Origin of the sequence: Prosthecomicrobium sp. N25, assembly GCF_037203705.1 — a bacterium.
Lineage (GTDB): Bacteria > Pseudomonadota > Alphaproteobacteria > Rhizobiales > Ancalomicrobiaceae > Prosthecodimorpha.
On sequence record NZ_JBBCAT010000001.1, the window covers coordinates 2555381 to 2579499 of the forward strand.

Annotated in this window: 23 protein-coding genes; 7 read left to right on the plus strand and 16 right to left on the minus strand. The window is 68.5% G+C overall.

The features are described from left to right. Positions 1-47: 47 nt before the first annotated feature. The 6 genes from WBG79_RS11660 to WBG79_RS11685 form a co-directional block, all read right to left on the minus strand. Positions 48-1241 carry a patatin-like phospholipase family protein gene (locus tag WBG79_RS11660; RefSeq protein ID WP_337357272.1) on the minus strand — a complete coding sequence of 398 codons (1194 nt, stop codon included), beginning with the start codon at positions 1239-1241 and terminating at the stop codon, positions 48-50. An 18-nt stretch (positions 1242-1259) separates the two neighbouring features. Then, positions 1260-2465, minus strand: coding sequence for a hypothetical protein (locus WBG79_RS11665; protein WP_337357273.1), 1206 nt, complete (start codon positions 2463-2465; stop codon positions 1260-1262). A gap of 841 nt (positions 2466-3306) precedes the next feature. Further along, the gene (locus tag WBG79_RS11670; RefSeq protein ID WP_337357274.1) at positions 3307-4503 is read right to left on the minus strand and encodes an MFS transporter; all 1197 of its coding nucleotides are present in this window, start codon (positions 4501-4503) and stop codon (positions 3307-3309) included. Between the two features lie 176 nt (positions 4504-4679). Then, a complete protein-coding gene (locus WBG79_RS11675) occupies positions 4680-6632 on the minus strand; it encodes a hypothetical protein (RefSeq protein ID WP_337357275.1) in 1953 nt (650 codons plus the stop codon). A gap of 32 nt (positions 6633-6664) precedes the next feature. Next, positions 6665-7846: a phosphatase PAP2 family protein gene (locus WBG79_RS11680; RefSeq protein ID WP_337357276.1), complete on the minus strand. Its 1182-nt coding sequence runs from the start codon at positions 7844-7846 to the stop codon at positions 6665-6667. 22 nt (positions 7847-7868) lie between these two features. After that, entirely contained in the window at positions 7869-9644 is a 1776-nt protein-coding gene (locus tag WBG79_RS11685; protein WP_337357277.1) for an adenylate/guanylate cyclase domain-containing protein, read from the minus strand. Positions 9645-9960: 316 nt separating this feature from the next. On the opposite strand from WBG79_RS11685, the gene WBG79_RS11690 reads away from it, so the two are divergent. Further along, positions 9961-10458, plus strand: coding sequence for a hypothetical protein (locus WBG79_RS11690; RefSeq protein WP_337357278.1), 498 nt, complete (start codon positions 9961-9963; stop codon positions 10456-10458). A 2-nt stretch (positions 10459-10460) separates the two neighbouring features. Here WBG79_RS11690 and WBG79_RS11695 read toward each other — a convergent pair whose 3' ends face one another. From WBG79_RS11695 to WBG79_RS11705, 3 genes are all read right to left on the minus strand, one after another. After that, positions 10461-12434 carry a serine/threonine protein kinase gene (locus WBG79_RS11695; RefSeq protein WP_337357279.1) on the minus strand — a complete coding sequence of 658 codons (1974 nt, stop codon included), beginning with the start codon at positions 12432-12434 and terminating at the stop codon, positions 10461-10463. Positions 12435-12736: 302 nt separating this feature from the next. Then, positions 12737-12964 (minus strand): hypothetical protein, encoded by a 228-nt coding sequence (locus tag WBG79_RS11700; protein ID WP_337357280.1) that lies wholly within the window; start codon positions 12962-12964, stop codon positions 12737-12739. Positions 12965-13082: 118 nt separating this feature from the next. Beyond that, positions 13083-13292: a cold-shock protein gene (locus tag WBG79_RS11705; protein ID WP_337357281.1), complete on the minus strand. Its 210-nt coding sequence runs from the start codon at positions 13290-13292 to the stop codon at positions 13083-13085. A 678-nt stretch (positions 13293-13970) separates the two neighbouring features. Here WBG79_RS11705 and WBG79_RS11710 point away from each other — a divergent pair. After that, complete coding sequence (locus tag WBG79_RS11710; RefSeq protein ID WP_337357282.1) at positions 13971-14228, plus strand: hypothetical protein; 258 nt, start codon at positions 13971-13973, stop codon at positions 14226-14228. Positions 14229-14324: 96 nt separating this feature from the next. On the opposite strand, the gene WBG79_RS11715 is transcribed toward WBG79_RS11710, so the two are convergent. Next, the gene (locus WBG79_RS11715; protein ID WP_337357283.1) at positions 14325-14660 is read right to left on the minus strand and encodes a hypothetical protein; all 336 of its coding nucleotides are present in this window, start codon (positions 14658-14660) and stop codon (positions 14325-14327) included. 105 nt (positions 14661-14765) lie between these two features. Continuing rightward, positions 14766-14984, minus strand: a complete 219-nt coding sequence (locus WBG79_RS11720; protein WP_337357284.1) for a hypothetical protein — start codon at positions 14982-14984, stop codon at positions 14766-14768. A gap of 235 nt (positions 14985-15219) precedes the next feature. Between WBG79_RS11720 and WBG79_RS11725 the strand changes: the two genes are divergently transcribed. Then, complete coding sequence (locus tag WBG79_RS11725; protein ID WP_337357285.1) at positions 15220-16065, plus strand: transglutaminase family protein; 846 nt, start codon at positions 15220-15222, stop codon at positions 16063-16065. Positions 16066-16081: 16 nt separating this feature from the next. Here the strand turns inward: WBG79_RS11725 and WBG79_RS11730 are convergent, their stop codons facing one another. Both WBG79_RS11730 and WBG79_RS11735 read right to left on the minus strand, forming a co-directional pair. Further along, positions 16082-17293, minus strand: a complete 1212-nt coding sequence (locus WBG79_RS11730; protein ID WP_337357286.1) for an extracellular catalytic domain type 1 short-chain-length polyhydroxyalkanoate depolymerase — start codon at positions 17291-17293, stop codon at positions 16082-16084. A gap of 17 nt (positions 17294-17310) precedes the next feature. After that, complete coding sequence (locus tag WBG79_RS11735) at positions 17311-17706, minus strand: CopG family transcriptional regulator (protein WP_337357287.1); 396 nt, start codon at positions 17704-17706, stop codon at positions 17311-17313. A gap of 344 nt (positions 17707-18050) precedes the next feature. On the opposite strand from WBG79_RS11735, the gene WBG79_RS11740 reads away from it, so the two are divergent. From WBG79_RS11740 to WBG79_RS11750, 3 genes are all read left to right on the plus strand, one after another. After that, on the plus strand, positions 18051-18545 hold the full coding sequence (locus WBG79_RS11740) for a hypothetical protein (protein WP_337357288.1): 495 nt from the start codon (positions 18051-18053) through the stop codon (positions 18543-18545). Between the two features lie 20 nt (positions 18546-18565). Beyond that, entirely contained in the window at positions 18566-18691 is a 126-nt protein-coding gene (locus tag WBG79_RS11745; protein ID WP_337357289.1) for a hypothetical protein, read from the plus strand. An 85-nt stretch (positions 18692-18776) separates the two neighbouring features. Then, complete coding sequence (locus WBG79_RS11750) at positions 18777-18965, plus strand: hypothetical protein (RefSeq protein ID WP_337357290.1); 189 nt, start codon at positions 18777-18779, stop codon at positions 18963-18965. Positions 18966-18983: 18 nt separating this feature from the next. Here WBG79_RS11750 and WBG79_RS11755 read toward each other — a convergent pair whose 3' ends face one another. Beyond that, the gene (locus WBG79_RS11755) at positions 18984-19937 is read right to left on the minus strand and encodes an NAD(P)H-dependent flavin oxidoreductase (RefSeq protein ID WP_337357291.1); all 954 of its coding nucleotides are present in this window, start codon (positions 19935-19937) and stop codon (positions 18984-18986) included. A 283-nt stretch (positions 19938-20220) separates the two neighbouring features. On the opposite strand from WBG79_RS11755, the gene WBG79_RS11760 reads away from it, so the two are divergent. Beyond that, positions 20221-21360, plus strand: a complete 1140-nt coding sequence (locus tag WBG79_RS11760; RefSeq protein WP_337357292.1) for an amidohydrolase/deacetylase family metallohydrolase — start codon at positions 20221-20223, stop codon at positions 21358-21360. 18 nt (positions 21361-21378) lie between these two features. Here the strand turns inward: WBG79_RS11760 and WBG79_RS11765 are convergent, their stop codons facing one another. After that, positions 21379-23067 carry an ABC transporter permease gene (locus WBG79_RS11765; RefSeq protein WP_337357293.1) on the minus strand — a complete coding sequence of 563 codons (1689 nt, stop codon included), beginning with the start codon at positions 23065-23067 and terminating at the stop codon, positions 21379-21381. After that, positions 23064-24107 (minus strand): ABC transporter ATP-binding protein, encoded by a 1044-nt coding sequence (locus WBG79_RS11770; RefSeq protein ID WP_337357294.1) that lies wholly within the window; start codon positions 24105-24107, stop codon positions 23064-23066. The genes WBG79_RS11765 and WBG79_RS11770 overlap by 4 nt, the downstream gene beginning before the upstream one ends. Between the last annotated feature and the right edge of the window lie 12 nt (positions 24108-24119).

A 24119-nucleotide genomic window follows, 5' to 3' on the forward strand; every position in this document is an offset into this window, starting at 1 on the left:
TGGTCGCAGCGGCCGGCGGGTCCGGCCCCGGCCTACGCGCCGGGACCTTAGAAGGCCGTCGCCGGCGGGGCCTTTTCCCACTGGTATCCGGATCGGGCCATTTCGTAGCCCTTCTGGAAGAGCGCGTTCATGTAGACCTTGTCGAAGGCTGACGAGCTCTGGACGTTGAAATCCGGGGGAATGTAGGTCAGGTTGTAGTCGACGCCGTCCCGCTTGGCGATCATGTAGATCTTGTAGAGATCGCCGACGCCCTGCGTCTTGATCAGCGTATCGATCGAGCGGGAGGCGATCGGCAGAAGCTTTGCTTCGATGGCCTTGAACTGCGGGTCGACCTTGCTGTTTCGAATGATGTAGGCGCGCCGGTTCGGCTTCCAGCCGATGGCCCGGTCGATCATCGTGGGCGAGTAACCGGGCGGATAGAGGAACACCTGCCTCGTCACCCCGCCATCCACGTGCAGTTCGACGAAGGGCTTGCCGTCGGCCTGCACGTTGACTTCGACCGGCGGGAACGCGCCGGGTATGGCTGCCGAGGCCAGGATGATCTGCCGGGTGAGCGCCAGCGCGTCGGTGCGTCCGCTGTTGGCGATGGCCCCGATGTCCCAGATCACCGACTTCTGCGCGTCGAGATTGGTGGTGCCGATGAGCAGCATGCGACCGTTTCGATGGGCGACCGCGATCTCCTCCAGCATCTCCTGCGTCATGTACTTGGCGATGAGCCTCTGCAGCGGCTCGGTGCTCACCAGCCCCGCGCTCTGCCCGAGTATGGCCGACAGCACCTGGCGCTGCGCCACGTCATCCGTACTGATGGTGGTATAGGCCTCCCGCAGTTGCTGATCGTATTTCGGTCCCAGGAAGGCCAAGGGCGCGATCATGGCGCCGGTGCTGATTCCCGAGACGGCGTCGAACTGCGGCCGCGTCCCGCGCTCGGACCACCCGACCAGGAAGCCGGCCCCGAAGGCGCCGTCGCTGCCGCCGCCCGAGAGGGACAGGAAGTTTATGTCGAACCTCTTGCCCCGGACGTTCTGGTTGGCGAACTTGTGCTTGAGATGCTGGATCCGCGCCAGCGCCAGCCTCTCCAGCGAGTCCGCATCGTCGGAGTAGTACCGGATCGTGCCGAAATCCGCGACGCTGGCGCGCTCGACGAGCGGCTCCGGGACCGGATCCCGCATGTCGAGGGTCGGCAGGCAACCCGCGAGCAGCACCGACAGGGAAACCGAGGCGAGGTTCCGGATACTCTTCACTGTGCCCTCCCGGCATGATCAGTCGCTGATGGATTCGACCACGGTCCATCCGAGCGTTTTCAGTTCCGCCTTGGCGCGTGGCGTCGCCGAACCGGTCAGGCGCAACTCGAGCGGGCCGGTGATGCCGGATGCCCGCGCCGCCTGCGTAACCTCGACGATGGCCCGGCTCGTCTCCCGCGTCCAAGCGAGGGCATCGACCGGAAGAACGCTGACGATCCCGTTGGACGTCGTGGTCGTCATCGGGAACGGCGACGCGCCGAAGCGGACGAACCGCTGGAGCGTGTGCGTCCTCCGGTGGTAGGCGGCGGTCAGTTCGGTCCGACGGCGCACCAGATACGCGAGGGACCGGCTCTTCACGGAGGCCGCACGGTCGACCATCACGTCGAGGCCGCCGACATCCCGCAGGTCGCCGAGCGCGGCCACGAGGCTCGTCACGTCGACGGGCGTGTAGTAGGGCGACGTGATCAGTTCATTGGCCGTATCGGCGTCGATTCCGAGCGCGGCCAGCTTGGCGCGGTTCGCGTCGGCGAGCTGGGCGGCCGAGGCGTCGCGCACCATGTCGTTCAGCTTGTCGGCCGTCGACACGTTCGAGATGACCGTGCCGGCCGCCCCCGGAATGGCGATGAACACGCCGGTGACCGCCAGGCCGCCGATGGCCGCGGCCTCCGCGAGTTGGTCGAGGCGCGCCGCCAGCGGCGGGAAGTCCGTATAGGGATCGACGCCATACTGGTAGCCGAGCAGGCGCTTCTGCCGGCTCGTCCCCGTGATGCTGGCGACGGCGCCTTCGGAGGTCTTGCCGGCGTTCCTCACGCCCGAGGCGACGCCGCCGAAGAACTCGCCGACACCCGTGATGCTGTTCTTGATCGTCGCGCCCGGGGCGGTCACGAGGTTGCCGGCGAACCGGATCGGCGCCTCCCCGGCATTCTTGACGGCGTTCGCGAAGGCTTCCGATTGGCTCGTCTTCTCCAGGGCCTCGAGCGCGCGCAACTCGCGCATCCGAAGGCGAAGCATCTGGTCTCCCTGGATGTCGAACCGGCCGTAGGACGTGACGACCGAGTAGCTCCGGAGGAGGCCGTCGCTCTTGACGCTGTCCGCGACGGAGTAGTTCGATCCCCGGGCCGAGGATCCGAGGAGCTTGCCGGCGTTGTAGCTGGGCGGCGACTCGAAGTCCGCCGCCATGGCCGGGGAGAGCAGGCTGAAGCCGAGGATGATTGCAGTCCGCAAGACTGGTCGGCAGCCGCCCCGATCCATCGCTGCGCCTCTCATGAACTCCGCCCTCCACCACGACTTTCGATTTGGGATTTCGGCTGCCCGCGGGCGATCCTGCGACCCGGGGTTTGCGTGGCACGCGCCACCACGCAGGCCGGATGCGGCATGACGCGAGCCTGCAGGATCGCTTTGGACACGAATTTCGAGGAGCGGCGCCGGAACACTGCGCGTGGACGCGGTCATCGCGAGGCCAGCATGTAAGACGCCGTCGTCGGCAACGACCTGAGGGACGTCGCAGGTTCGCCCCTGGTCACGTGGTCGACGATCCCGCCAGCTGGACCGCTGCCGGAGGCACACCGCCTGATCCTGACGCTATAGGTGCGGTGCTCGACCACGGGAATGCATCCTTCAAGGGTCCGTAGACCGATAGTGTCCGTCAAGACGACTGTCTGGCCGCACTCCGGGTGCTTGACGTCGAAGTTCGGGACGACATGAAAACCAAGCTCAATGCTGGAGTTCTCACGGTCGTGCTCCGAGGGCGGCCAACCTCGTATTGCATATTATAAATATCATACGTTTGGAATATAGTGATATCAATCAGAACGACGTAAAAATCCGTAGGCCGACCGAACACCTTGTGGTGGTCTGCCATTACGTGGACCGCGTCCCGGTCTGCTGCCCCGGTCGGAATCGTCCTTTCGGGCGGCTCGCGCGCGGCCCTCCCCGCAGCATCGGAAACCCGCCGCGCCCAGACCGGGCGCGAGGAGAGCCCGGCGAGCGGTCGCCGATCGACAGGACGCGAGCGGCAAGGACCGGCTCCGCGCAAACCCGGTCCACCCGACGTGGGGCCCTCGCCCTAACCGGCAGGTTCGGCGGAGAGCGGCAGGCCCCGCTGCACCAGTCTGAACGTCGCGAGGGACGCTGCCGCGAAGAGCATCATGGCGATAGCGACGAACAACGGGCCCTCGCCGTCTCCGGACCAGTCCCTGACCCAGCCGGCGACCGGGATCAGGCCGGCCATTCCCGCGTAGTAGCACGAGAAGAACACACCCATTCCGGCCGCTCGGTTCTCCGGCTTCAGCCCTTCGGAGGGCAGGGCCATGATGGCTCCCGCCGGCAGGCCGCTCGCCAGGCCGAACAGGGCAAAGACCGGCAGCGCCGGAGCCCCCTTGGCGAGCAGCACGACGAGGACGGCCATGATCGCGAATCCGCTCAGCATGAACAGGTTCGGCGAGCCGGACCTCTGGGCGAGCAGTCCGCTCAAGGGCACCGAGAGGGCGCAGAGCCACATGGCCAGGCTGGTGATCGGGCCCGCTTCGGAAAGCGCGAGGCCGCGATCGCGCAACAGGCTGGGCCCGTAGGTCATCAGCAGGATGAAGCCGACGTTGTAGAAGGTCCAGACGAGCCCTGCGGCGATCGTCAGCAGCCATTCCCGCCGGCTGAGCCGGAACCGCAGGACCGCCGGCCCCCCCGCCGCGGCGGCACCCGGTGCGGAGCGGTAGATGGCCGCCAGTCCCACGAGCGCGCAGAGGGCGAACGCGACCGGCACCAGCAGGGCGAGACCGACGCCCTCCCGGCCTGCCACGCCTGGAAGGATGACGAGCGACAGCCCAATCCCGATCGGCCAACTGTTCACGAAGAGAGCCATCGCGGCGGTGATCGCGTGTCCGGCGAACCAGTCGATGAGCATCTTCGTCAGCACGACCGTCAGGAGCACGCCGCCGATCCCGCTCACCGCCCGGGCCAGCATGGCCGTGCCGAAGCTCGGGAGCGCCGCCAGCGCGATCCCGCCCAGGATCATCAGGGTCAGCCCGACGATCGCGACCGGCTTGTCGCCGAAGCGTTGGCCGAGGAGGCCGCCGGGCAGGGCGATCACCACGCCCGGAAGCATGAACAAGCCGACCAGCGTCCCCAGGAGGGCGAAGTCGATCGCGTAGCGCTCGGTCAGCAGCGGGGCGACGGCCCCGATCGACTGGAACTGGAACGCCATGGCCGTCCTGGCCAGAAACAGGACGGCGAGCATCAGCCACCGGTTACCAGTCGCATCCGACATCATGGCCGCTCTGCCATACACAGGATCCCGCGCAAGAATATCAGCCCCTGGCCACCGCGAACATGGGATGGGCCTCGTCTGGACGCCGAAGGCCCGCTCGGGTCGGATGGCGAACACGACAGGACATCGGCCGCTCGCCCCGGCACGGCCGTGCTCGATCCGCCCGGCCGCGCGACCTAGCGACGGACTCGCGAGGGACGGGGCAGGGGGGTCACGAAGCCGCCGGCGCCGGCCCGATAGGGAGGGAACAAGACGATCCCGTTCGTCCGTGCCTCGTCTTGCACGGCGGCTCGATCGGCGGGCAAGCCCTTCGAGAGCCGGTAACACACCCAGCCGGTCACGACCGGCGCGGCGACGCTGGTGCCGTTCAGCGCGACGATCGAGCCGGAATGGGTGCCCCCGGCCAGGACGCCGGACAGAACCTTGGAATCGTCGCAGACCGCGGCAGCGTCGGGCGTGCGTGACGAGCTGCCGGCCGAGTAGGGGGCGATGAGCCTTTCCCTGTCGACATAGCCTCCGATGACCGAAGGGATCCGTCCCGTCCCGATGCCGTTGATCGAGCCCATCCGCTGCACCGGAGAGGTGTTGTCCTCCTCCTCAGGCCTGCCGGCCTCGTCGAACGGACGGTAGTCGGTCTCGTCGAAATAGGACTGGCGGCCCAACTGCGGGTACCCGAAGGGGGCGACGTCGCGCGCCACGTAGGCGTCGAGGCACAGCTCGGTGTCGGACTCGTTCTCGATGTGGATCGACCAGAGCCCCGCGGGCGCGATCGTCCCGGTGAGATCGGTCCGGGCCGTCGGGGCCACCACGAAGGTGAAGCAGCCGCGGCCGACATGCTTGTAGGCGGTCTCGGCGAGGTCCTCGCCATTCACGGTCCAGGGCAGGGATTGTCCGTCAACGCGCGACACCGGACCGGCCTCGCCGCCGTGGGGGCCTTTCAGGGTCGCGGTGCAGGGGGCGTCCTCGGCCGCGCCGGGCGGAAGCCAGACCTCGGCCAGGCTCGGGGTCCGATCGTCGGGCTGGATGCGCCAGCCGAGCGTCGCGCGGCTCGAGGGCGGGACGACGAGCCGGGCGCGCAGGCGTTCCAGGTAGCTGTTGCCGGCACCGACGACGATCTCGCAGGGGGCGCCGGTCACTGCCGTCCAGGCGGGCAGGAACAGGTCGATGAAGCGCTCCAGGATGTGCCCGCCGTCATGGGGGCCGTTGGTGATGCCGTAGCTGAGGTTGACGGCGACCGGCAGCGGGGCGGACTCGAGCCGGCGGGCGACGTCGAGGCTGCGCATCAGGATGTAGACCAGGCCTTCGATCGCCTGGGCGCTGAAGTCCGCGGTCGGCTGCAACCCCGTGGTGGCGATGGGCAGCTGGACGCCGATCACCCGCACGTCGGCGGCGCCAAAGGCGAGCGCCGAGCTGAGGGCGACGTCGAGGACGTGGGTCCCGTGGGCGCGGCGCAGCCGGACGGCCTTGTGGCCCCTGGGGACGTCGGGCCGCGTGACCCCGGCCTTGAGATAGAGCTCGTCCTCGCCGCGCAAGCCGGCCGGCCACGGCGTGGGGGCGGCCGTCCTGAGTGCGTCGATCTTGGTCTTCGACAGTTCGCGGCCATGCGTGAACGGGCCGAAGATCCCGACCGGGCCCGGCGGCGGGCCGTCCTGCATCCAGAAGGCTTCGACGCGGGTGCCGTCCGCCGCGGTGAACCGGTCGTGCGCGAAGGCGATGCCGTCGTCGATGATGCCCAGCACCACGGTGCCGGCTCGCCGCGTCGCCGCCTTCGGCAGCCCGAGCCAGTGCTCCTCCCGGACCGGGAGGGGTTCGTAGGACCCCGTCGCGAGCGGCGGCGAGATCACCAGCTCGTCGACGTTGGCGGAGAGTTCCTCGACCACCTCGGCCGCCGGGCGACCGCCGACGAGGTGTCCGGTGACGATCGGGAACGTCTCGAAGCGTTTGTCCAGGGAGGGCAGAAGATGCGTGTAGACCCGCCCGATCGACACCAGGTGGCGGAGCCGAGTTGCGGCGCTCTCGATGCTCTCGTCCTTCGAGATGGCCAGCGCAACCGGGATCGGGGCGGGATCGACCCCGCGCGGAAAGAAGTCGAACCGGCCGGGTCCCAGGTTCCACAGGGCGACGGACATGGGCTATCCTTTCCGACAGGGCCTCTGGGCGTTCAAAGCCACTCGTGCAAGGCTTTCTGCCAAAGAAGGTTCAATATTTCGGAGGGATGTCCGAGTGCGGATGCTTTCGAGGTCGCGACGAACGCACCCGGCTTGACGTCATGCGTGGCGAAGTCGAAATGCTCGTGCCACAGGAAGTCGAGGCCGGGTTTGTTCGTATCGAACTTGGCGCCGTCGAACTCGATATCCTGGAAGACGTCGTTGCTGTTCTGGCTGGTGCAGCGCGTGACCAGGTAGTTGCCCAGGGTGAGGCCGAGGACGGCGCCCGCGATGCTGTCGACGGGGAAGTGGACGCCGGCCACCGTGCGGTTGATGGCGACGCGCGCGGCGAGCCGGAGCAATTGGGCGAGGCAGAGGTCCCCCTCGTAGACCGGATGGCCCGCCGCGCGGAGCAGGCGCCAGAGGAGGAGGGAGGCCGTGAAGGCCTCGGTGGCGTGGCCGCTCGGCAGGCTGCCGTGGGCCGGGGTCTGGATGACGGGCTGGACCTGCACGGAGTAGTCGACCGGCCGCCGGCACGCCAGGGCATGCTTCAGACGCATATGCACGAAGTTGGCGAGCCTGAGCCCGGCGGAGAGGAGCTCGAGCGTGTGCAGGTTCCGCTCGGGATCGAGCCGGACGATGGAGGAGAGGAAGACGAAGCTGTCGGTCAGTTGCGCCAGGATCTCGGCGGCGCGATCGGCCCGCAGGTCGGCGTAGTCGACGACGAGCGAGAGCTGGGCGATGAAGGTCGACTGCGGCGGGCGCACGAAGGCGGCGAGCCGGCGATACGCCATGGCGGAGGAGTCGAGGTGACGGACCTCCATCCTGCCGCCGCCCAGGTCGGCGAAGCCGAGGCGGGAGAAGATCTCGAAATCGATGACGTGGGCGCGCACCCAGGGCGCCCAGGACCAGATGTTGCCGGCCGCGCCGGGCGCCAGCGCCGCCGGGGCTGTGGCGGCGGTCGGCGCCTGGACCGTGCCCACGATGCCGTCGCGCGTGTGGATCAGGGCCTCGAGGGCGAGCGGGGTGTCGGCCGCGACGCCGCCGATGCCGCCGATCCCGCCGATCCCGCCGATCCCGCCGATTCCCCCGATGCCGCCGATGCCGCCGATCCCGCCGATGCCTCCGATCCCGCCGATGCCTCCAATGCCGCCGATGCCTCCGGTCGGCCCGGCGTAAGGCAGAAAGGTCGTCATGTGTGGCCCCCCGTCGTTTGGGTTAATCCGGGATTCCCATGTCCCTGAAGATGGCGGCCCACTCCCTCCCGATCGGGAAGTCGTAGCTCGGCGACCGCTCGCACCACCCGGAGACCGTGAAGCCGGGATCGAGCGTCAGCAGGGCCGCGCAGGTCGACCGTGCCTCGTTCCTGAGGCCCAGTTGCCACTGGGCCACCGCCATGGCCCGCAGCGTGGAGGTGTGGGTCCGGTTCGCCCGGAACGACCGGGTCGCCGCATGAAGGGCCCGCTCGTATTGGCGCGCCGACAGGTAGGCCGTGGCCGAGAGCGAGTCGTAGAAGAAGCGGTGGGGGTCGAGCGGCGACAGCTTCAGCGCTCTCTGGGTGCAGCGGATCGCTTCGCCGCCCTCTCCCTTGAAGGCATGCAGGGTCCCCTTGAGGAGCCAGGCGAGCGGCTCGCTCGGGTTCGACTCGAGCGCCCGCTCGTAGCGGTCGAGCCCCGCATCCATGCGCTTGAGAAGGTTCGTCTGGACGAAGCCGTCGATGGCGAGGGCGAGCGGGCACTCCGGATCCGTGTTGAGGGCGCGCCGGGTGCACTGGAGCGCGAGCGCGCTGTCCTCGCTCGGGTCCTCCGACCAGCCCTGCTGGACGCGCAGGACGTGCCACTTGGCGAGCCAGGCGAGCGGAATGGCTTCGCGCGGTGCACGCTCCACGAGCGCGTGGAGCAGCTTCTCCGCCTCCTCGAAATCACTGTGGGACAGGCGATGCATCAGTCCCACCGCGGCGATGAGCAGCGATGAACTCTCCAGCGTGGGGATCGCGCGGCTGCGCACGCGCTTCAGCTCCTGTGCCAGGATCGTCCGCGTCACCCACTCGACCATCGAGCCGACGAGGTCCCGCCGTCGCCCGGACAGGCCCTCGCCCCTGGCGTGGAATTGCTCGGTGCTCAGGACCGACCCGGTCGCGGTCTCGAAGAGTTCCAGATCGACCGTCACCGTGCGCCCGGACTGGCGGCAGCGGCCCGAGATGACGTAGTTCGCGTCCAGCTTCCGGCCGATCGAATGGGCACTCATCCGGCGATCGCGAAACACGGTCGTGGTGAGGCGCGAGACGACGTGCAGGTCGGTGGCATGCGACAGGGCGCGGATCAGCTCCTCGGCGACCACTTCCCCGAACAGATCCGGCGTGCCCTCGTCCTCGCGGGTCGACAGGGGCACCACGGCCACGAGAGGAAAGAGATCCGCCTCCTCGACGCGTGGCTCCAGGACGGGATGGCTGCCTACGGGGCGGACCACGAAGGCATGGACCGGGCCCTTGATGTGTTTCAGGAAGCAATGCCCCAGGTCCTCGACCTCCGCGTCGAGGCTCGCCGTCAGCTGGGCCCGGACGGGCGCGGAGACGACGATCTCCGAGGGGCTGGCGAGCGAGGCCAGCCGGGAGGCCCGGTTGACGCCCCGCCCCAGGAGATCGCAGTCCGCGACGTAGACGGCCGCCTTCTCGATCCCGACCCGCAGATGCAGCCGCGCCCCGGGCTCGACGGTCTCGTTCGCCTCGGCGGTGTGGCGGACGATGTCGAAGCCGGCCATCACGGCCGACCGGGCATCCTGGAACTCGGCGATGAAGCCGTCCCCGGTGCTCTTGACGAGCCGTCCCTGGAACCTGGGCATCACCTCCCGGCCGACGACGTCCATCAACGACACGAGGCGGCGGACGAACTCATCCTCGTCGTCGTCCATGAGGCGCACGGACTCGACGACGTCGGCGACCAGAACAATCCGGTCGACCCGCTCCAGAGCATTCGTTTGAGTGCTCGAAACCATCGAAAAAGCCGTCCCTGAACAGGAGCGACGCAAGGCAACGCAGAGAATAGGCGAACGAACGTTACGCAGGCACTCAAGATAACGCTACGTCATACTTGTCGGGCTGCACATCTACTTGAAAAACATTGACATGATAGCATGCGACGCGAAGGAGCGCCATCGGCGCCATGCGGAGCGGGTCCCGACCCGAGCCCTGCGGGATCCACTTCACCAGACTGGTACGCGGGTTTCAGTCTTCAAGGCGGCGTAAGACATGCTATGGTTGATCACAGGTACTATTAGCAGGAAGCCACATAGAATCGAATTGGAGTATAGAATGCGTTTTCGATGCGTTCTGCTCGTATTGGGCCTGATCGCTGCGCAAAGTTCACAGGCCGATGCTCAATCGAGTCCAAGCGATCTTCGTGGAAAGTCTATCCTGATTGACGTCAAGGAGTTCATCTCGAATAGGCGGGGCCCCGCCGAGATATCTTGGACCCAGAGGATCTATATTTCGGATCAGGGACGCCTCTTTCAGAAGGTCGTCCGGGTGGGCAGTGATCCGCGCTACAACCGAGGAGCAGAGACGGCTCCCGACGACAGCCAGATCGCCGGTCCTGCCTCTCAGTTCCGCTGGTCGGCGGACGGCACTCTGGTCCGCAGCTGGGTGAACTGGCGTGGCCGCCCGATCCAGCACATCATCAGCTTCGCCAAGTCCGGTGAGCAGCACGCATGCCGCCTCGACATCGTGAGGCCGCAAGGCGGAAGAGGCTTCGGGACGACATTGGAGAACAGGTGCCGGGTCGTATCCGGAAACGTCTTCGCCGGCCGCTGACTTCATTCGCAGTAGCGGCGGCCTGAGAAGGTGAAGCAGGACTGCGAGGGCGCGTTGGACCCGATCGTCCGCTTCGGCGGTATCTTCTCGGCCACCAGCGGGCGCTTGACGGTCCTGGCCTCGCACTCCCCCTTCGGCGTCAGGCGCTGACCGGACGGACAGGTCTTGGCGACGCAGGCTCCGTCGCGTTCGATCTCGCGCGCCCCACAGGTCGGCGGGCAGACCCGTCCGGATCGGGAAACGAGGTCGTCGAGAACGCCCGGGTCCGGGTCGCCGGTTGCCGGGCTCCGCAGGGCCTTTCGGTACTTCTCGAGCGCGCGTGCGACGCTGGGCGCGTCCACATCCCCGTCACCGCTTCCCGCCATGCACCCGAGCCGCCTGAGCTCCCGGGCGACTTTGATTCGCAGGTCGGCGATGCCGGCCGGTGCCAGTGCCCGATTCTGGTCCGGCGCAGCCGGGATCGGGTCCAGGCTGGCGACGTTCGTCCCGAGACCCTCGCGATCCTGCGCAACCGGGGGCGCTCCGGACGGCCGCTCGGAACCGGCACTCCCGCGCCCAATCTCCGCGGGCTGCGGAGGATCCGGCGTAGCCGACCCCGTCGCAGCATCGGGCGGCTCGGCTCGGGCGGGTTCGGCCGCGGGCGGCGGGTCTGTCGAAGGCGGGGCAGACTCTGTAACGCCGCCGATCGGCGGTGCGACGGGCGGAGGATCCGGAACGTTTGGGACCGCATCGGCGGCGAGGTTCGAGACCGATTTGTGCTCCTCCGCCGGCACGAGCGGACCGGCAACCTCGTGCTCCCGCGGTTCCAGGGCACCCTGCCGGACGACAGCGGATGGATCGACGGGCGTGGCGGCAAGGGATAGCCGGATCTTGATCGAGTCCATCAAGTCCTGGCCGTGGCCCGAGAGCACGAACCCGGACGCCAGGGATGCCGCGACCACGACGGCTGCGGCCATGAACCGTCTCCGGGAGCCTGCGGTGACGGGAGGCTCCTGGGCGCGCGGCTGTGCTCCCCAGCCAAGTCGATCCCTCAGCTCCGCGACGCTTTGCGGGCGGGCCCTCTCGTCGAGCGACAGGGCCGCGCCGATCTCCTTCAGAAAGCGCACGGAATAATGGTGTCGGAGCGCCGGATCCTCCGCCAGCGACGACAGGGGGTCGCGCATGTCGGCCTCGAAGCGGCGGCCGGCCAGGCGGTGGATGGCCCCCATCGGGCTCTCCCCCGTCACGATGCGATAGAGAATGGCGCCGATCGAATAGATGTCGCTCGCCGCACCCAGCGCCGTCCTTCCGTCATTCGAGATGATCTCGGGCGGGGAATAGCCGTCGGAGTGCAGGAGAACCGAGGTGTCGTTGCTGGCGCCGAGACCCGTTCGGCTGGCCCCGAAGTCGATCACGACCGGTGTGCCGTCGGCCTTCACGAGGATGTTCTGGGGCTTCAGATCGCGATGCAATTCGTCGACGGAGTGCAGATACCCTATGGCATCGAGAACGCCGTCCATGACGGCCTGGATGTCCTCTTCCCGGGGAGGGAGGCCGGTCGCCGCCCGCTTGTCGTCGAACCAGGTCGCGAGCGTGACGCCCTCGACATAGTCCATGACGAAATAGGGAACGTCGTTCTGCACCAGGAATTCACGGCCTCGGACCACGTTGGGATGCCCGAGGGTGTGGATGATCTTCATCGCCTCGGATTCGAAGCGGGCCCGGAGTTTCTCGCGGATCTCCCGGTTGAGGACGGTGCCCTCCGACGCCGGCACGACCCTGAAGTCAGCCGTGCGCCGGGAATCCTGGGCGATGAAGAATTCCTTGATGGCGACCTGCTCGCCGCTGTCGCCCACCCGAGCCGCGTAGGTGATCCCGAAGCCGCCCTGGCCGAGGACATGCTCGACCCGATAGGGACCGATCTCGAAGCCGACCGGCAGAAAATGCGCATTCTGCGCAAAGGTCGTGACTTCGGACTTATCGCGTTTGCGAGCCACCCATGCCCCCGGGCCTGGAACGCATGTCCGGCAGACCCTAGCAAATCAGACAGGGCTCCGAAACGGGCTCGGCCGAGTTTGCCGCCGCAGCCGGCATCGGAGGCGGTCGTTTGTCCCCCCGGATCCCTTCCGGCTGCGATTTGGATTGCCGTGGCCGGGGCGTCGTCGGCCCTTCCAGTCCCGCCGCGACTGCAACGCGCAAAGCCGCGTGCAGCGCTCGTCGCGCCACGCGGCTCGGTCTTTCTCGGGCGTCCCGGGCGGCGACGCGCGCCGCCTGTCCTCGGTACCGCGGACGCCGCTCCTCAGGTCTGGGCGCGGGCCTTCCGGCGGACCTTGGGCGGGGCCGCCTCGGCGGCGGCGATCGCCTCCTGCTCCAGGCGGGCTTCGCGAAGTCGGGCGGTCTTCAGGAGACGCCGTTCGGTTTCCGCGGCGATGATGGAACGAGCGGCACGGTCGGCCATCTCCGCCTTGCTCTCCGCCTTCGTCCGCGCCGGGAAGGACACGGTCGGCTCGTTTGCAGCGTCGCTCATGCGGTCGTCTCCTTTGCTCTCAGAGGTGCGAAAAGGCCGAGCAAGCCCGGCCTCTCCTGTGCGCCTCGATGATCCACGCCGGCCTTCGCCGTGCCCGAACGCCCGAGGCGCAGTCCCGTCAGGCGGCCTGAAGGTTCTCGGCCGCGCTCTTGCCGTTGCGGTCGTTCTCCACGACGTCGAAGCTCAGCTTCTGGCCCTGGACGAGCGAGTGCATGCCGGCCCGTTCGACGGCGGAGATGTGGACGAACACGTCCGGCTGCCCGCCGCCCTGCTCGATGAAGCCGAAGCCCTTGGTGGTGTTGAAAAACTTGACGATACCAGTAGTCATGACGATGTTCCTTCGAACCATTCGTTGAAGCTCGTCTGCCGCGCGACATGCGAAGCAGACGGGTGAAATCGACGTTGGCAGAAGAAAATCGTCGTCGGCGTTTTCGCGCCAGGAACAAGATCCAACAAGCAAGATCGATATCGGCTATATGGGTCGGGGGAACCCCCGAAACAAGGTGTAGCCCAACAAAATCAACGGCCATACTGGAAAGCTCCGGATCGGAGCCGAGCCACGGTGCCGCACTCACTCCTTGTCTCGGTGATCCGGAGCATGGGGGAGGGGTGAGCTTTCCGCAGATCTGTCCGCCCACCGCAGGCAGCGAAACGCCTGGACGATCTTCGGCGATCAGCCCTTCACCTGCGGAACCTGACGGCATCCTGTGCGTTGATGGATGAAAGCCGCGCGGCAGTTCATGAAATGCCGCCGCGCGCTCCGAGGTCAGTCATGGCGCAATCCTATAGGATCATGTGCGACAGCAAGAGCTTCTGCACCGTCGGCACTCACGAGGAGGCCATCCGCTGCGCACGTTACTTGCGCTCCCGCGGACACATGGTCTGGGTTTCCTGGTGCGCCGACATGGCCCCGGCGTGTCTCGCCGAGGCTTGAGGCGCCGAACCCGGCCTCCGCAGCCCCTGCGGGGCCCGGCTCGATCCATCCTCGGACCCACCGGAGCAACCCATGCGCAATATCGAAGCGACCGTCACCTTTACGAGGCCCTTCGAGCTAGCATCGCTCGAGGGTGCGCATCCGGCCGGGACCTACCGGTTGTCGATCGACGAGGAGGAGATCGAGGGGCTTTCCTTCGCCGCCTACAGGCGCGTGGCGACCCACCTGTTCCTGCCCTCCATGGGCGAAGCCCGGGAGGCCCGGCAGATGGTCACCATCGACAAGATCGAACTCGAAGAGGCGATCGCCAGGGATCGCGACAGGTCGTAAGGCTTGCAGAGGCTGTCGATCTTCGGTGCGAAGCTTACGGTCGTGCTCGTCCCGCCCTCTCGGGTGCGGCGACGAGCACGGCCGGCCTCGTGACGTTCAATCGACGCGGCTGAGCAGTTCCGCGCAGGCCTGCGGGACGCCGTCATCGACGGAGGATCGGCCCGGCATCAAGGCCCATCCGCCCTTCTCCACGAAGCTTGCCTGCTGCCAGGAGCTCGTCTTCTTCAGCTCATCCAGCTTGGCCGTGGCGTCAGCGCCGCGCTTGAACTGCTCGGCGCAGACCGGCGCCATGGCCGCGATCACCGCCCGCCTCGCGCCTGTGTCGGCCAAGGCCTTGGCAGTCCCCCCAAGCACCCATCCGCCCCATCCGAAACCGATCACCATGGTCACGACCGCCCCAAGGGCGATGCCCTGCAGAAGGGACTTCAGCATTTCGCCCCGAAACCTCGATGGCATTTCCATTGGATGTCTCCCGATCGGGGTACGGCAGTACCCCGCGTGAAGAGTCCGGAGCGTCGGTCGAGGCTCCGGTCGAACTCAGAACTGCTTGCCCTGCATCCAGGACTGCACGTCGCGGGCGGCCTCGGCGTCGGAATGGCCGGAACGATCCTTGACCATCGACGTGAGCTGCTCTTCATTCTTGATTGTGGATAGATCGAAATGCGTGAGAAATGCCCACCGCGACTGCGCGTCCTTCATGTATCCGCGCTTGCGGATCACTGTCTCGGGGGCCTCTCCGCCGCTGAATCCGAACATGACCATACTCCCGCAGGGGCGGTGAGTTGTCAAAAGGTGCCGAATCTGACCCTGCAATACAGACCGAAACCGTCGCACTTCAACAATATCGGTTCGTAAGATGAGGATTGTAAGGAGATGAATATTTTTATTGCGAGGTCGTCGGAGACTATGCCCTAAGGGCAGTGAGAAGGTCGGCTGGACAGATTTCACGTAGGATCACGGTCGCCACGGCCGACCAACCTGTGAGAGCAGCATGCGCATCCGGCACAGGACCACCTACCGCTACGCCCGTCCGGTCGCCCTCGATCCGCACCGGCTGCTGCTGCGCCCGCGGGACGGGATCGCCATCCAGGTCCAGGCCTGCAAGGTCGAGGTCTCACCGGCGGCCAGCCTGTCCTGGTCGGTCGACGTCTGCGGGAACGCGGTCGCCACCGCGACCTTCGCGACGCCCACGGACCACCTCGTCATCGACAGCGACGTGCTGGTCGGCCTCTCGACGCCGCCCTGGCCGGTCTTCGACATCGCCTACGCGGCCCAGTCCTATCCCTTCCGCTACTCGGACGAGGACTGGACCGACCTCGGCGCCCTCGCTCTTCCCCAGTACGAGGACCCGGCCGGCCGCCTCCTCGCCTGGGCCCAGGGCTTCGTGGCTCCCGGCCGGACCGACACCCTGTCCCTCCTGATGGACCTCAATCTCGGCATCGGACGCCGGATCGCCTACCAGTCCCGCGAGGACGAGGGTACCCAGTCGCCGCTGCAGACCCTCGACCGCGGCTGGGGCGCCTGCCGCGACTACGCCGTCCTCTTCGCCGAGGCCGCCCGCGTGCTGGGCTTCGGCACCCGCCTCGTGTCCGGCTACGTGCACGATCCCGACCACATTATCCTGGGCAGCGGCTCGACCCACGCCTGGGCGGAGGTCTACCTGCCCGGCGCCGGCTGGATCCCCTTCGATCCGACCAACGGACGCATGGGCGGCCACAACCTCGTGCCCGTCGCGGTCGGCCGCCGGATGACCCGCATCATGCCGGTCACCGGCAGCTTCTTCGGGCCGTCCGACGCGTTCCTGGGGATGTCCGTCGAGGTCGCCCTGACGGACTGACCGGTCCCGGCCGGGGTCAGGCCGGGCCGGCGCCGTCCAGGAAGAAGCGGACCATCTCGTCCGAGGCGTCCGGCCCGACCGGATCCGCGAAGGATCCGGCCCGGTCCCCGCCCGACCAGGCATGTCCGGCGCCCTCGATGCTCCAATGCTCCAGTTCGGCGATGCCGTCGGGGCGGCGATGGACGATGCGCGTGTAGGCCCGCCCGTCGGGGCTCGTCCCCCGCTGGGGCGCGTCCGCCGGGGCGCCGCCGGTCCCGCGCCCGGACAGGATCGCCTCGCCGTTCGAGGGGTGGACGGTCCGGTCCGCGGTGCCGTGGAAGACGATGAGGCGCGCCGCGCCGGCGCTCCCGCGGCGCGGTGCGGGGCGGGCGGCCCCGGCCGATCCGTTCATGGCCGCGAAGGCGGAGGGGACGTCGCGGGCGGCGCCCGCCGCAAGGCCGGAATGCACGCCCGCGGCGGCGAAGACCTCGGGGTAGACGTCGGCCAGGATGGCCGCCATCGCGCCGCCCGCCGACAGCCCCGCGACGAAGACGTGGGTCCGCGGGACATCGAACTCCGCGGCGACCGCCTCGGCGAGACCGGCGAGGATCGCCGGCTCCCCGCGGTCGCGGTCCTGGTGGGCCGGGTCGAACCAGTTCCAGCACGACATCGGGTTCACCGCCGAGGGCTGCTCCGGATAGACGACGAGGAGCCCCGCCGCCTGGGCCTTCTCGTTCATGCGCGTGCCGACCGCGAAGTCGTCCGGGTTCTGCTTGCAGCCGTGCAGCATGAGGACGAGGCCGCGCGGCCGCCCCTCGAGGCTCGCGGGGACATAGAGCCTGTAGGCCCGGGCGCCGGCCGCGCAGGCGAAGGTCCGGGACAGGTACTGGGCACCTGCCGGGATGGTCGGGGGCGTGCTCCGGGCGGGGCGGGCGAGGGGCATTTCCCCGAGGCTCTTCCGCCATTCGGCGAGATCTCGGACTGTCTGGCCGAGCGGCCTCGGCACCCGGGGGGCGGGCCTGAAGGGGCTGTCGGGCCGCGGCGGCGGGGCTTCGGCTACGGCCGGGCCCCGCGTCGCAGTGAGATCCGGGAGGAGCAAGGCAGTCTTGGCCGGGGCAGCGCGCTCGGAGGCTTCTCCGGCGGGGACCCCGCTCAGGGTCTCCTGGATGAGCCGCGTCGCCTCGGAAAGCCGGCCGGCGCGCGTCAGGGCGGTCGCCCGGAAGAGGGCGGCGGGGATGGTCTGGGACATGGATTTCTCTTTCTGCGTCAGCGGATTCGATCCGCCAGGGCCGATCGGATGGCGGGCGGCGCCTGAAGGGCACCGAGAACGGTCAGGGTACCGATCGTGGCACGAGCCAGATCGGGGGAAACGTCGGCGGCAATGCGGGCCAGTCCGACGATCCGGATGTGCAGCATCTCGCCGGCCGCAAGGGCCGCCTCGAGCTCGGCACGGCTGATGTCACGCAGTCCGACGTCCAGGCTGGTGCGCTGCACCGACCTGGCGACGTCCTCCGCATGGGCGGCCAGTTGATGGCGGATGGCGGCGCGGATGAAGTCCGAGCGGGTGGAATAGAAGCCCTCCCGGACCAGCAGGTCGATCCGGCCGAGGTCGACGAACCCGAGATTGATCGTGATCTTTTCCGACTCCTCGGCCTTCTTCACGGAACGCTCTCCTCATTCACGACCATCCATCTGGATGGCATATGGAGGGTGATGCGGGCGATGCAAGGCGTCCTGGTCCGGAAATCGCGTGATGGAAGCCGGAGCGGGGGTCGGGAACCGCTGGACCCGGTCGGGCGTCCGGCCGGTCCCCGAGAGAACGCCGGTCGCCGGGCGAACGTTCGATGCCCTTTCGTCGCGTCCTGGATCTCATGGCTTTCGACTGAATAAAGCCGGAAATCAGCTTGGCGTATTGCAAAAAATCGGTTCCGGGCCATATGATGAGGATAAGTATTTTCCGTGTCGCCCTACTGCGACCCTGGTTCGTTCCTGACGTGTCTTGTCGGATGGAAGCGATCGACGACCCGAATCGCTGGCCCGACGGTCTGCGGAAGGAGAATGACGTGACTGAAAAACTTCAGCTTCTCTGCGCGCAGCTCAGGTTGAAACTGCACGCGATCGACCGGATGGTCGAGCAGATCGAGACGAAGCCGACCGCTTTGACGCCGGCCGTCGAAGAGAGCCTCGAAGCCCGTCTGGCGCGGGTCGACGAGGTGATCCGCCGGGACCGGGCAAGTGTGGCGGAGGCCTCCGCGAAGGTGCGCGCCTGGGTGGATCACGCGCGCGATCAGGCGAATGCCCAGCGGGACGAATGGCGGGCGCAGCGCCGTACCCACGATCTGAACGCCCGCGCCGACGATGCGGAGGTCTATGCCTTCGCGGTCCTGGAACTCGCGGATGCCGCCACACGGGAATGCTCGCATGCCATCCTGGAGGCGCTTCTGGCGCGATCGGATGCGAACCAGGCCAGCCTGGCCGAAGCGGGCCCGCTGCCGACATGAACGAAACCCCGGAGGGTGTCATGGTCCTGGCCACGCAATCGAAGATGAGGCGCCCGGTCCTTGCGGTCAGGATGCGCCTGCACTCTCTCGATCTCGTCGCGCTCGCCGGCAGCTTCGCTGTGGTGTTGTTCTTCGTCCTGTTCTGATCCGCAGCATGCCTCCGGCCGCCCTCGGTTCGCGCCTCTCGCGCCCGAACCGCCCGGGCCGTCCCGAGGCGGGAGTTAAAGCCGAATGTCCATCATCGATCAGGCCCTGGCCCAGTCCGGCATCGAGCAGCCCTTCCTTCGCCTGACGCTGTCGAACGGGAAGGAGCTCGAAGGCAAGCTGCTGGCCTCCGACCCCGCCGTCGCCATCTTCGAGGGCTTCATCGTGGCGATCGGCCATATCGCGGTCGTGACCCTTTTGCGCGGCGCCGAATAGGCCGGGCCTCCGGGCCCGTCACGGCCCGGACGCCCCCCGGTCGGTATCCCCGCAGAGGCCCTCGAGCGCCTCCCGGTATTCGCGGATCAGCCGCGCGCAGAGGTCGGCGGCCGCCGGCACGTCCTGGATCGAGCCGACACCGTGGCCGGCGGACCATACGGTCTTCCAGGCCCTGGCCTCGTTCTGCATGTCCAGCTCGCGGTGGGGCGGCAGGTGGTCCGGGTCGAGTCCGGCGGCGACCAGGCTCGGCTTCAGGAAGTTCGCATGCACGCCCGAGATGTTCGGCGTGTAGAGGATGTCGGCGGCCGCCGCCCCGACCACCATCGCCTTGTAGGCCTCGCTCGCCATCGCCTCGCGGGTGGCCAGGAAGCGGGTGCCGAGATACGCGAGGTCCGCCCCCATCGCGCGGGCGCCGGCGATGTGGGCCCCGGTGCTCATCGCCCCGGAGAGCACGATCGTGCCGGAGAAGACGGAGCGGATCTCGTCGACCAGCGCGAAGGGGCTGAGCGTGCCGGCATGTCCGCCAGCCCCGGCCGCGACCGCGATGATCCCGTCGACGCCGGCCGCGGCCGCCTTCTCCGCATGCCGCCGGCTGATCACGTCGTGGAAGACGAGCCCGCCATAGGAATGGACTGCCTCGACGACGTCGCTGACGGCGCCGAGCGAGGTGATCACCAACGGCACCTTGCGTCTCACGACCACGTCGAGGTCGTCGCGCAAACGCGGGTTGGAACGGTGCACGATCAGGTTGACCCCGTAGGGCGCCGCGCCGGGAAAAGCCGCCAGGCGCCCCTCGATCTCGTCGAGCCAGCCCGAGAACGCGGCCGTCGTCCTGCGGTTCAGGGCCGGGAAGGTTCCGATCAGGCCGGACCGGCAGACCTCGACGACGAGGTCCGGCCCGGAGGTCAGGAACATGGGCGCCGCGATGGCGGGCAGCTTCAGCCGGCCGGAGAGCGCTGCGGGCAAGGCCATCGTTCACATCCCTCGTCAGGTCCCGGCCCCTGGCTTTGCCGCCGTACCGCCGGCGGGCCGGGCGCCTCGTCCGCAACCTCGCGCCGGAACGTCGCCTGTCCCTCGGCCGGCCGTCAAGCCGCGAAACGGGCAAGACGGCCACGCAACCGGGGCGTCATCGCCATAGGGCGCGCGTTCGGCTCGCCCCGATCGCGGAGGACCGGCCCCCGGCTGTCAGGAACGCCGCCATCTGCTAGGGATCAGGGATGGCGGCCGGTGCGGCCGCAGCGGGGAGGGGCAGCGCTTGGACTACGAGCTCATCTTGCGGGGCGGCCGGGTGGTCAGTCCGGCTCAGGGCCTGGATGCGGTCGCCGACGTCGCCTTCGCGGGCGGCAAGGTCGCGGCCGTCGGGGCAGCACTCGAGGCCGGACTGTCGACCGAGGTGCGCGACGTCTCGGGCCTCGTCGTGACGCCCGGGCTGATCGACCTGCACACCCACGTCTACGACGGCGGCACGTCCCTCGGCGTCGACGCCATGCGGCTCTTCCGGCGCGGCGCGGTGACCACACTGGTCGACACCGGAAGCGCAGGCCCGGGCAACTTCCCGGGCTTCCGCGCCCATGTGATCGAGCGACTGCCGGTCCGCATCCTGGCCTACCTGAACATCTCCTTCGCGGGCATCTACGGCTTCTCCAAGCGGATCATGGTCGGCGAGAGCGGCGACATGCGCCTGATGGCGCCGGTCGACACGGTGGCGGTGGCGCGGGCGAACCGCGACGTGATCGTCGGCATCAAGGTCCGCGTGGGCCGGAACGCCAGCGGCTTCTCCGGGCTCGCGCCCCTCCAGATCGCGCGCGCGGCGGCCGAGGAGGCCGGCATGCCGATGATGGTCCACATCGACGAGCCGCCGCCCATGCTCGAGGACGTCCTGGCCCTGCTCCGGCCCGGCGATGTGCTCACCCACTGCTTTCGGCCCTTCCCGAATTCGCCGGCGACCGCCGACGGGCGCGTCCACGACTACGTCTTGAAGGCGCGCGAGCGCGGGGTCGTGTTCGACATCGGCCACGGCATGGGATCCTTCTCCTTCGCGGTCGCGCGCACCATGCTGGCGAACGGCTTCCCCCCGGACTGCATCTCCTCCGACGTGCATGCGCTATGCATCGAAGGCCCGGCTTTCGACCTGCTGACCACCTTGTCCAAGTTCCTCTGCCTCGGCATGCCGCTCGGCCAGGTCGTGGAGGCCGCGACGGTCGCACCGGCGCGCGCGCTCGGCCGGCCGGATCTCGGCAGCTTCGCGCCGGGCGCGGCGGGCGACGCCTCGGTCGTGGCCCTCGAGACGGGAAGCTTTCCCTACGTGGACGTGGTCGGCGAGCGGATCGACGGCCCGCTCCGCCTCTCGGCGCGCGGCATGGTGCTCGGCGGCGTCTGGCACCCGGGCGGCTGACGCACCGGCCCGGGGTGCTCAGAGCAGGGCGCGCTCCTCCCGGCCGAGCAGCCGGAACGCCAGGCTGATCGCCCCGGCCGACAGGGCGAGGAGGATCGTCGAGAGCGCGGCGGCCGTCCCGTAGTCGCCGTCGTTGATCGAGATGTAGATCCTGACCGGCATCGTGATGGTGCCGCCGACATAGAGGACCAGCGACGACGACAGCTCGTTAATCGCCGTGACGAAGGAGAGCATGGCCCCGGCGATGATGCCCGGCATGATCAGCGGCACCGTCACCCTCCAGAACGCCCGCACGGGGCTGTAGCCCAGCGAAATCGCGGCCTCCTCGAGGCTCGGCGAGACCTGCCGGAGCGCCGCCGCCGAGGAGCGCACCGCGTAGGGCAGGCGGCGGATGAAGACGGACAGCACGATGATCGCCGCCGTGCCGGTCATCACGAGCGGCGGCGTGTTGAAGGTGGCGATGAAGGCCACGCCCACCACGATGCCGGGCATCACGTAGGGGATCATCAGCGTCGAATCGATCATCGAGGCGTTGAGCGTGCTGCGCCGCGCCACATAGGCGCCGATCAGCGTGCCGACGACGACGATGAGGGCCACCGCCGCGAACGAGAAGGTGAGCGAGTTGACCACCACGTTGCCGAGCGTCAGCGCGATCCGCCGGTAGCTGTCCAGGCCGAAGCCGGGCTGGAACACCGGCCCGCTGGTCTTCCGGATCGAGTAGATCGCCGTCACGATGGCCGGCAGCGCTCCGCCGAGCGCGATGAAATACACCGCCGCGTGCGCGGCGACATTGGCGAGACCCTTCAGCTCCTTCTTCTCCGGCTTGTTGATCAGGTTGCCGTGATAGACGTTGCGCCGCGAGATGAAGCGCTGCGCGAAGACGAACACCATCGAGAGCAGGATCAGAGCGAGGCTGAGCGTCGTCGCCATGCCGAGGTTGGAGCCGATCTCGGCGGAATAGGCCGTGTAGGCCTCGGTCGCCAGGACGTTGTAGCCGCGCCCGATCAGCCGGGGCGTGCCGAAGTCGGCGATCGAATGGATGAGGGCGAGCAGGCCGCCCGCCGACAGCGCCGGCAGCACGAGCGGAAACGAGATCGCGAGCATGCGCCGGAATGGCGAGAGCCCGAGGTTCTCGGCGGCCTCCTCCAGCGACCGGTTGACGTTGGCCAGCGCCCCGGCGGTCAGCAGGTAGACGTAGGGGTAGAACTTGAAGGCGAAGACGATCAGGATTCCCGTCAGGCCATAGATCGGTGGCATCTCGAAGCCGGCCGACATCAGGCCCTGCCGCACGAGCCCGCCGGACCCGAACAGCACGATCCACGAATAGGCGCCGATGAACGGCGGCGACACCAGGGCCAGGATCGCCATCATCGAGATCACGCGGGAGCCGCGGATCCTGATCCGCGCCATGCAGAAGGCCATCACCGACCCGAGCAGCATGGCGCCGGCCAGCCCGCCGAACCCCACCACCAGCGTGTTGACGAAGGCGTTCCAGTAGCGCGGCCGGGAGAAGAGCTGCGCCCAGTTGGCGAGCGTCAGGTGGCCGGCGTCGTCCCGCAGGCTCGAGAGCAGCACCGAGCCGAGCGGAACGATGAGGAACAGCGTCAGGATCGCCCAGGCCCCGACCGAGACGAGCGTCCAGAAGCCGGGGCCGCGGGCGGCCGGCACGGCCGGGGCGGGGGAGGGCAGCGTGGCGGCGGCGGTCACGGACGGACCGCCCCGTCGATGCGGAGGCCCTCGGCGTCGAAGCCGTGCATCTGGCCGGCGTCGAAGGCGAGCCGGACGGTCCGCCCGGTCTCGACCGACAGGTCCGGCGAAGGTGCGGCGATCTGCGCCACGATCGGACCGGCCGGCGAGGCGACCGTGATGTGCGCCTCCCGGCCCAGATAGGTGTAGTGCGAGACGGTGCCCTCGACCTGGACGGAGCCTGCCGCCTCCCCGTCCCCGTCCGCCAGGCGCACGTGTTCCGGCCGCACGGCCCGGGTGGCCGCGCCGGGGGCGGGCGGGATCCCGCCGACGCCGGGCGCCAGGAAGTTCATCGTGCCCACGAAGCCGGCGACGAAGCGGGTGGCGGGGCGGCCGTAGATCTCCTGCGGCGTTCCGATCTGCTCGACCCGGCCCTGGTTCATCACGCAGATCCGGTCCGAGATGGCGAGCGCCTCTTCCTGGTCGTGGGTCACGTAGATGGCCGCGATCCCGACCGCCTTCTGGATGGCGCGGATCTCGGCCCTGAGCTCGATGCGCAGCTTGGCGTCGAGGTTGGACAGGGGCTCGTCCATCAGCAGCAGGCGCGGGCGGATCACCATGGCGCGCGCGATGCCGATGCGCTGCTGCTGGCCGCCCGACATGGCCGCCGGCAGCCGGTCGGCCATCGCGCCGAGCCGGACCATGTCGAGGATCTCCCCAACGCGGGACCGGATCTCGGCCGCCGGGACCTTGCGCGCCTTGAGCCCGAAGGCGACGTTCTCGGCCACGGTCAGGTGCGGGAACACGGCATAGTCCTGGAACACCATGCCGATGTCGCGCCGGTGCGGCGGCACGCCGATCAGGCTCTCCCCGGCGATCCGGATCTCGCCCGCGGTCAGGTCCGAGAAGCCCGCGATCGAACGCAGGATCGTCGTCTTGCCGCAGCCGGACGGCCCGAGCAGGGTGAAGAACTCCCCCGGTTCCACGCCCAGGGAGACGCCGTCGAGCGCCGTGACGGGTCCGTAGCGTTTCACCGCGCCCTCGACGGTCAGATAGCCCATGCCGCATCCGTT

Coding starts and splice junctions, on each gene's coding strand:
- WBG79_RS11670 (WP_337357274.1), bottom strand. CDS start 4,503: ATGTCGGATGCGACTGGTAACCGGTGGCTGATGCTCGCCGTCCTGTTT.
- WBG79_RS11675 (WP_337357275.1), bottom strand. CDS start 6,632: ATGTCCGTCGCCCTGTGGAACCTGGGACCCGGCCGGTTCGACTTCTTT.
- WBG79_RS11680 (WP_337357276.1), bottom strand. CDS start 7,846: ATGACGACCTTTCTGCCTTACGCCGGGCCGACCGGAGGCATCGGCGGC.
- WBG79_RS11685 (WP_337357277.1), bottom strand. CDS start 9,644: ATGGTTTCGAGCACTCAAACGAATGCTCTGGAGCGGGTCGACCGGATT.
- WBG79_RS11690 (WP_337357278.1), top strand. CDS start 9,961: ATGCGTTTTCGATGCGTTCTGCTCGTATTGGGCCTGATCGCTGCGCAA.
- WBG79_RS11700 (WP_337357280.1), bottom strand. CDS start 12,964: ATGAGCGACGCTGCAAACGAGCCGACCGTGTCCTTCCCGGCGCGGACG.
- WBG79_RS11705 (WP_337357281.1), bottom strand. CDS start 13,292: ATGACTACTGGTATCGTCAAGTTTTTCAACACCACCAAGGGCTTCGGC.
- WBG79_RS11710 (WP_337357282.1), top strand. CDS start 13,971: ATGCGCAATATCGAAGCGACCGTCACCTTTACGAGGCCCTTCGAGCTA.
- WBG79_RS11715 (WP_337357283.1), bottom strand. CDS start 14,660: ATGCTGAAGTCCCTTCTGCAGGGCATCGCCCTTGGGGCGGTCGTGACC.
- WBG79_RS11720 (WP_337357284.1), bottom strand. CDS start 14,984: ATGTTCGGATTCAGCGGCGGAGAGGCCCCCGAGACAGTGATCCGCAAG.
- WBG79_RS11725 (WP_337357285.1), top strand. CDS start 15,220: ATGCGCATCCGGCACAGGACCACCTACCGCTACGCCCGTCCGGTCGCC.
- WBG79_RS11730 (WP_337357286.1), bottom strand. CDS start 17,293: ATGTCCCAGACCATCCCCGCCGCCCTCTTCCGGGCGACCGCCCTGACG.
- WBG79_RS11740 (WP_337357288.1), top strand. CDS start 18,051: ATGGAAGCGATCGACGACCCGAATCGCTGGCCCGACGGTCTGCGGAAG.
- WBG79_RS11745 (WP_337357289.1), top strand. CDS start 18,566: ATGGTCCTGGCCACGCAATCGAAGATGAGGCGCCCGGTCCTTGCGGTC.
- WBG79_RS11750 (WP_337357290.1), top strand. CDS start 18,777: ATGTCCATCATCGATCAGGCCCTGGCCCAGTCCGGCATCGAGCAGCCC.
- WBG79_RS11755 (WP_337357291.1), bottom strand. CDS start 19,937: ATGGCCTTGCCCGCAGCGCTCTCCGGCCGGCTGAAGCTGCCCGCCATC.
- WBG79_RS11770 (WP_337357294.1), bottom strand. CDS start 24,107: ATGGGCTATCTGACCGTCGAGGGCGCGGTGAAACGCTACGGACCCGTC.